This is a genomic window from Nocardia sp. NPDC004604 (genome assembly GCF_040609795.1).
GTDB lineage: Bacteria > Actinomycetota > Actinomycetes > Mycobacteriales > Mycobacteriaceae > Nocardia.
This window is the reverse complement of sequence record NZ_JBEXLC010000118.1, coordinates 22,031-28,390: the sequence shown is the minus strand read 5'-3', so window position 1 is coordinate 28,390 and position 6,360 is coordinate 22,031. Positions and strand designations below refer to the sequence as shown.

Annotated in this window: 7 protein-coding genes; 5 read left to right on the top strand and 2 right to left on the bottom strand. The window is 66.8% G+C overall.

The features are described from left to right. Positions 1–59: 59 nt before the first annotated feature. Together ABZW16_RS32435 and ABZW16_RS32430 are read right to left on the bottom strand one after the other, a co-directional pair. Positions 60–503 (bottom strand): hypothetical protein, encoded by a 444-nt coding sequence (locus ABZW16_RS32435; RefSeq protein WP_354959902.1) that lies wholly within the window; start codon positions 501–503, stop codon positions 60–62. 86 nt (positions 504–589) lie between these two features. Further along, positions 590–1,207, bottom strand: coding sequence for a PaaI family thioesterase (locus ABZW16_RS32430; protein ID WP_354959901.1), 618 nt, complete (start codon positions 1,205–1,207; stop codon positions 590–592). Positions 1,208–1,457: 250 nt separating this feature from the next. Here ABZW16_RS32430 and ABZW16_RS32425 point away from each other — a divergent pair, with 250 nt between their 5' ends. The 5 genes from ABZW16_RS32425 (at position 1,458) to ABZW16_RS32405 (ending at position 6,323) form a co-directional block, all read left to right on the top strand. Further along, positions 1,458–2,351: a 1,4-dihydroxy-2-naphthoyl-CoA synthase gene (locus ABZW16_RS32425; RefSeq protein ID WP_354959900.1), complete on the top strand. Its 894-nt coding sequence runs from the start codon at positions 1,458–1,460 to the stop codon at positions 2,349–2,351. Position 2,352: 1 nt separating this feature from the next. Continuing rightward, entirely contained in the window at positions 2,353–2,745 is a 393-nt protein-coding gene (locus tag ABZW16_RS32420) for a VOC family protein (protein WP_354959899.1), read from the top strand. A 428-nt stretch (positions 2,746–3,173) separates the two neighbouring features. Then, a complete protein-coding gene (gene menE / locus ABZW16_RS32415; protein WP_354959898.1) occupies positions 3,174–4,334 on the top strand; it encodes an o-succinylbenzoate--CoA ligase in 1,161 nt (386 codons plus the stop codon). 169 nt (positions 4,335–4,503) lie between these two features. Then, positions 4,504–5,487 (top strand): ATP-binding cassette domain-containing protein, encoded by a 984-nt coding sequence (locus tag ABZW16_RS32410; protein ID WP_354959897.1) that lies wholly within the window; start codon positions 4,504–4,506, stop codon positions 5,485–5,487. Next, entirely contained in the window at positions 5,484–6,323 is an 840-nt protein-coding gene (locus ABZW16_RS32405) for an ABC transporter permease (RefSeq protein ID WP_354959896.1), read from the top strand. The genes ABZW16_RS32410 and ABZW16_RS32405 overlap by 4 nt, the downstream gene beginning before the upstream one ends. Positions 6,324–6,360: the final 37 nt, after the last annotated feature.

Genomic DNA, 6,360 nt, shown 5'->3' with positions numbered 1-6,360 from the left:
CGGACGCGAGACACCAGGGGGCCGCGAACACGCAGCGCCGCAGGCGCTGCAAATCGAACTCAAGCGTGGCGCTGGACCAGGTCGCCGAGGCGCGGCAGCGCCTCGATGACGTTCTTCTTGGCCGAGGAACGCATCGACGAGTAGACCTTCTTCAGCGCCGGACGCGTCGAGGCCTCGGCACGCGCGTCGGTCACCGCGAGCAATGCCTCGGCGACCTCATCGGACTTGGCGACCAGCAGGTCGGCGAAGCTGCCGGACCCCGCGGCCGTGTATTCCTGCCAGAAGGGCTCCAGCTGCGATACGAGCTTGGGCGCCAATGACTCCAGCGCATCGGGCACGATGCTCGGGCTGAGCTTCTTGACCGCCGCGTACCCACCCTTAACGGCAAGGCCAGACGCACCACCCTTGTCCGACACCTCGGCGTCCAGAACCTCCTTGGCATCGGCAAGGAAGGCCGAGCGCTTAGCGTCGTCGAGCAGGGATTCAGACAGTGCTGCAACCACTTTCAGGTTCCTCCGGGATCGATGTCGATGAACGAGCGCACGTCACTATACGCACTGGTGCGCGCGGTCACACGGCGCTCATCCAGCTACGGCTGCCACGGCAGCAATTCGACCATCAATCCTTCACAATCCGCGAGGACATTGCCCTGCTCATCGGCCAATTCCGCGGTTATGTACGTTTTGCGCCCTTCGATGCGGTCGACGCGACCGCGCACGGTCAGCGACGTCTCGAGCGGAGTGACCTTGCGGTAGTTCACATGGAGGTAGGCGGTGCGGCTGATCGGTCGTCCCGCGTAATGCACGATCATGCCGAGCAGGTCGTCGAAGAGCAGCGGGAGCACACCGCCGTGTGCCGCGCCATTGCCGCCGAGGTGGTAGCGGCGGAACTCACCGGTCATCTCGATGCCGTCGGGTCCGGCCTCGACCACCTGCCACGGCAGCAGCAAAAGGCTGCCGCGCCCGGGCAATTCGACCGCGCGGCCCGCCGGGCCCTGGAGTTCGGGCGCACGGTAGGGCTCGAGCAGTTCGACGAGCTGTCGCGCCTGGGCGAGCGCGTCACCGAAGACCTCGTCGGGCGCGTCCACGGAGACGGCCAGATCCTGCAGCGTGCGCATGACCTCGACGAACGGCCCGAAGTTGGCCCCGATCCGGGCGCGGGAGACCTTGGGGAAGCCACCGTGCTTCTCGTACCGGGATTCGTCCACGGCACTGTGGTCGATACGCGGGCCGGGTCGACCGACACTTCGCTCGGTAACCCGTTTCACTGCCTCACGCCCTCCCGTCGCCCGACCGCCGCCCCTCATTGAATCGCTCCGCGATACTGCATCCATCCCTGCACGGTAACGCGTAGTTTTACACCGTCAAGTCGTACCGCCGAGTAACGCCATCGCACCGTAGAAGTTCGCATGGAAGTCGCTGGCACCCGGATTATCGACGGAAGCAATAATCACTGGGGTGACGTTCAATCCGAAGCTGTGGCGGCCCGTTCCAGGGTTCGAGAACCTGACCGACATCACCTATCACCGGCATATCGAACAGGGCACCGTCCGGGTGGCCTTCGATCGGCCGGAGGTGCGCAATGCGTTCCGTCCCCACACGGTCGACGAGCTCTATCGCGCGCTCGATCACGCCAGGATGACCCCGGACGTCGGTGCGGTCCTGCTCACCGGCAACGGACCGAGCCCCAAGGATGGCGGCTGGGCCTTCTGCTCCGGCGGTGACCAGCGCATCCGCGGCCGCAGCGGCTACCAGTACGCCGAAGGCGAGACCGCGGACACCGTCGACCAGGCCCGCGCTGGTCGCCTGCACATCCTCGAGGTGCAGCGGTTGATCCGTTTCATGCCGAAGGTGGTCATCGCGCTGGTCAACGGCTGGGCGGCGGGCGGCGGCCACAGCCTGCACGTGGTCTGCGATCTGACCCTGGCCAGCCGCGAGCACGCCAGATTCAAGCAGACCGACGCCGATGTCGGCAGCTTCGACGGCGGTTACGGCAGTGCGTATCTCGCGAAAATGGTCGGCCAGAAATTCGCGCGGGAAATCTTCTTCCTCGGCCGTCCCTACACCGCCGAGGAAATGCATCAGATGGGCGCGGTGAACAAGGTCGTCGACCACGCCGAACTGGAGAATGTGGCGCTGGAGTGGGCCGCCGACATCAATGGCAAATCCCCGCAGGCCCAGCGCATGCTCAAGTACGCGTTCAACCTGCTCGACGACGGTCTGGTCGGCCAGCAACTGTTCGCGGGCGAGGCCACCCGGATGGCGTACATGACCGATGAAGCGGTCGAGGGCCGCGACGCCTTCCTGGAGAAGCGCAAGCCGGACTGGACCCCCTACCCCTGGTACTTCTGAGATGGACATCCTCAGCAGCCGAGTCATCCTGCGGCCCGCCGACTATCGCGCGACACTCGCCTTCTACCGCGACGGACTCGGGCTGGCGATCGCGCGGGAGTATCCGGGCGGCACGGTTTTCTTCGCTGGACAGTCGCTGGTCGAGGTGGCCGGGCACGGCGGATCGGGTAATTCCACGGCGTTCGAGGGCGCGCTCTGGCTGCAGGTACGCGATATTTCGGACGCTGCGGCCGAACTCGCTCTCAAGGGCATTGCCATCGATCGAGCACCGGTGCGGGAGCCGTGGGGGTTGATCGAAATGTGGGTGCACGATCCGGACGGGGTGCCCATCGTTTTGGTCGAAGTGCCTGCCGAGCATCCGATCCGACGAGATTCGCGCTGGTCACCGGACTGATCGCGGCGGCAGCGGCGACCAGGGCGGTCCGGCCCGAGTTGCCAATGCCGACCCCGGCGAGGACGATAACGCACGGATGGCCGCCCGACCGCCGACGTCCGGGCGACCGCCACTGAGTACCGTCCTCCGAGTGAATCGCAGTCTCGATGTCCGGCGTACCCGAGTTCTCCTCCCCTGACGCGGCCTCAGCCACTCCCTGCCGCCTCAGCAAACCGACCCCTGCCGCATGCGGTGACGTTGACATGACACGATCAAGGTCGTGAGGGAGCGCAGCGAGCGAACCATGAACACAGCGCGCCTGCGCACGACCGGGCCGAGCAGCAGCGAGGTGCAGTCGTGAGAGAGCGAAGCGAGCGAACCATGGGTACAGCGCGCCCGCGCACTGCGGACCCGCGCCCGATGGAGCCGAGCGCCGGCGAGGCACCGTCATGAGTAAGACCCTGCGGACGCTGCCGATGCCGACCGGATCAGGGCTCGGCGATGTGCTGCCGCATTTGCGAGAAGTGTTGGAGGGCAACGGTCCCGCCTGGTTGCCGATACCCACCAGCGACCGCCGGGAGGCCCGGCGACTGAGCGATGCGCTGGCCCCGGGCGAGCCGATCGATGACGAGGTGGCGCTCGTGGTGACCACCTCGGGCACCACCGGTCTCCCGAAGGGCGCCATGCTCAGCGCCGCGGCGCTGCGAGCCAGCGGAACCGCGACCCACGATCGCCTCGGCGGTCCGGGCACCTGGCTGCTCGCCCTGCCGACCCACCACATCGCTGGCATTCAGGTGCTGCTGCGCAGCATCCTGGCCGGTACCGAACCCACCGTCCTCGACGTTTCCGGCGGCTTCCTACCCGAGGCGCTCGCGGGCGCCATCTCCGGTATGCGCGGTGAGCGCCGCTACTCCGCATTGGTCCCAACACAACTCATCAAGGCCCTGGAGGCACCCGAAGCGGCGGCGGCGCTGGCGCAGTTGGACGGCGTGCTGGTCGGTGGTGCCGCCACCCCGGCTCCGGTCTATGAACGCGCGAAAGCGGCCGGTATCAATGTGGTTCGCACCTACGGCATGAGCGAAACCTGCGGTGGTTGCGTATACGACGGTATTCCGCTGGACGGCACCGACATCCGCATCGAGGACGGTCGCGTCCTGCTCGGCGGCGCGATGATCGCCAACGGCTACCGCGGCCAGCCCGACCATCCGGCCTTCGCCGAACCCGGCTGGTTCCGCACCGATGACGCGGGCACCTACGAGAACGGCGTGCTCAGCATCACCGGACGGCTCGACGAGGCGATCGTGACCGGTGGGCTGCTCGTCATCCCGCAGGTGGTGGAGGCCGTGCTGATCACCCATCCGGCAATCAGCGAATGCGTGGTGCTCGGTCTGCCCGACGACCGGCTCGGGCAGCGGGTCGCCGTCGCGGTGGTCCCCGCCGCCGGCGCTACTCCGACCCTCGAGGAACTACGCGACCACGTGGTGCGCGAACTCGACTCCATCGCCGCCCCACGCGAACTCGCGATCCTCGATGAGCTCCCGCTGCGCGGCCCCGGTAAGCCGGACCGAGCCAAGCTCCGCGAGTATCTGCTCGCCGAATCCACGCACTGACACCGGATCGGCATGGTGGCGGCCGAGCCCGAGAAGGCGCGGCCACCATCTCCCGTTGATCTTGTTGCGACCTGTCCGATCGCGGTGGTGGGCGTGCAAGTGGGGCGCAAGAGTGCGGCGACATCGTGGTGCAAGGACCGTGCAAGACGCGGGCCGCAAAGTCTTGTGCATGACTTCTTTCACACCCAATTCAGCGCTCGCCGTAGAGGCGGACGGTCTGGTCAAGGTGTTCGGGGAACAGCGCGCCGTCGACGGTGTGAGCCTGGCGGTTCCGCAGGGCTCGGTCTACGGCGTGCTCGGACCGAACGGCGCGGGCAAGACCACGACCATCCGCATGTTGGCCACCCTGTTGCGCCCGGACGGCGGCAGTGCCCGCATCTTCGGCCGTGACGTCGTCGCCGAACCGACGGCCGTGCGCTCCCTGGTCGGCGTCACCGGACAGTACGCCTCGGTCGACGAGGGTCTCACGGCCACCGAAAACCTGGTCATCTTCTCCCGCCTGCTCGGTCTGAGCCGGATCGATGCCAGGCGCAAGTCGGTCGAACTGCTCGAGGAGTTCGACCTCACCGAGGCGGCGGACAAGCCGCTGAAGAACTTCTCCGGCGGCATGCGGCGCCGTCTCGATCTGGCCGCCAGCCTGATCGCGACACCGCCGCTGCTGTTCCTGGACGAGCCGACCACCGGCCTCGATCCGCGCACCCGCGCCCAGATGTGGGAGACCATCCGCCGCCTGGTGCGCGAGGGTGCGACGGTGCTGCTCACCACGCAGTACCTCGACGAGGCCGATCAGCTCGCCGACCGGATCGCCGTCATCGACCACGGCAAGGTGATCGCCGACGGCACCGCCGACCAGCTCAAGGCCTCGATCGGCGGCTCCGCACTGCACCTGACCCTGGTCGATCGGGCCCAGCTCGATGAGGCCCGCCGCATTGTCGGCGAATTCCTGGGCACCGAGGCCCAGATCACGCCCGAGGCCGGACGGCTCACCGCCCCGCTCAAGGATGCGGGCATGACCGCCGATCTGCTGATCCGCCTGCGCGAGTGGGAGATCGCGATCGACGAGATCACCGTCAGCAAGCCCAGCCTCGACGAGGTCTTCCTCACCATCACCGGCCACCCGGCCGAAGACGACAACGAACGGAACGCGGCATGACCACCATTACCGCCCCTGATCAGGCCGCGCGGCATGCGGCACCACACTCGATCCCGGAGGCCAGCAATCACATCAGCCTCCGCCAGACCGTGGCGACCTCGTTCACCATGGCCTACCGGGGCATCCTCAAGATCAAGCACAATCCCGAGCAACTGTTCGATGTGACGGTTCAGCCGATCCTGTTCACCGCGCTGTTCGCCTATATCTTCGGCGGAGCGATCGGCGGGAGTGTGTCGAACTATCTGCCGGTTCTGGTTCCCGGCATTCTGGTGCAGACCGTGATCCTGACCTCGGTCGTGACCGGTACCCAATTGCGCGAGGATATGGACAAGGGCGTCTTCGACCGGTTCAAGTCCCTGCCCATTGCCCGCATTTCGGCTCTCGCGGGCGCGTTGATCGCGGATATGGTGCGCTATGCGCTGGCCACCACCCTGACCATCCTGGTCGGCCTGGCCATCGGCTACCGGCCCGCGGGCGGATTCGCCGGTGTCGTGGTCGCCGGTCTGGTCATCGTGGTCTGCTCCTTCGCGGTGAGCTGGATCTGGGCGCTGGTCGGCGTCACCGGTAAGAGTGCCGCTGGCGTGCAGGGCATCTCGATGATGGTGATGTTCCCGCTGACCTTCATGTCCGGCGCCTTCGCTCAGGTGAGCACCATGCCGGGCTGGATGCAGGGGCTCAATCACGTGAATCCCGTGTACTACATGGTGAACACGGCCCGAGCGCTGATGAACGGCAATGTCTACGGCAGCGATCTGGCCTGGTCGCTGATCGGCTCGGTGGTCGTGATCGTGATCTTCGCACCGCTCGCGGTCCGGGCTTATATGCGCCGGGCGTGACCACTCAGTTCTGACCGCTAACCGAAAGTCGCGGTGG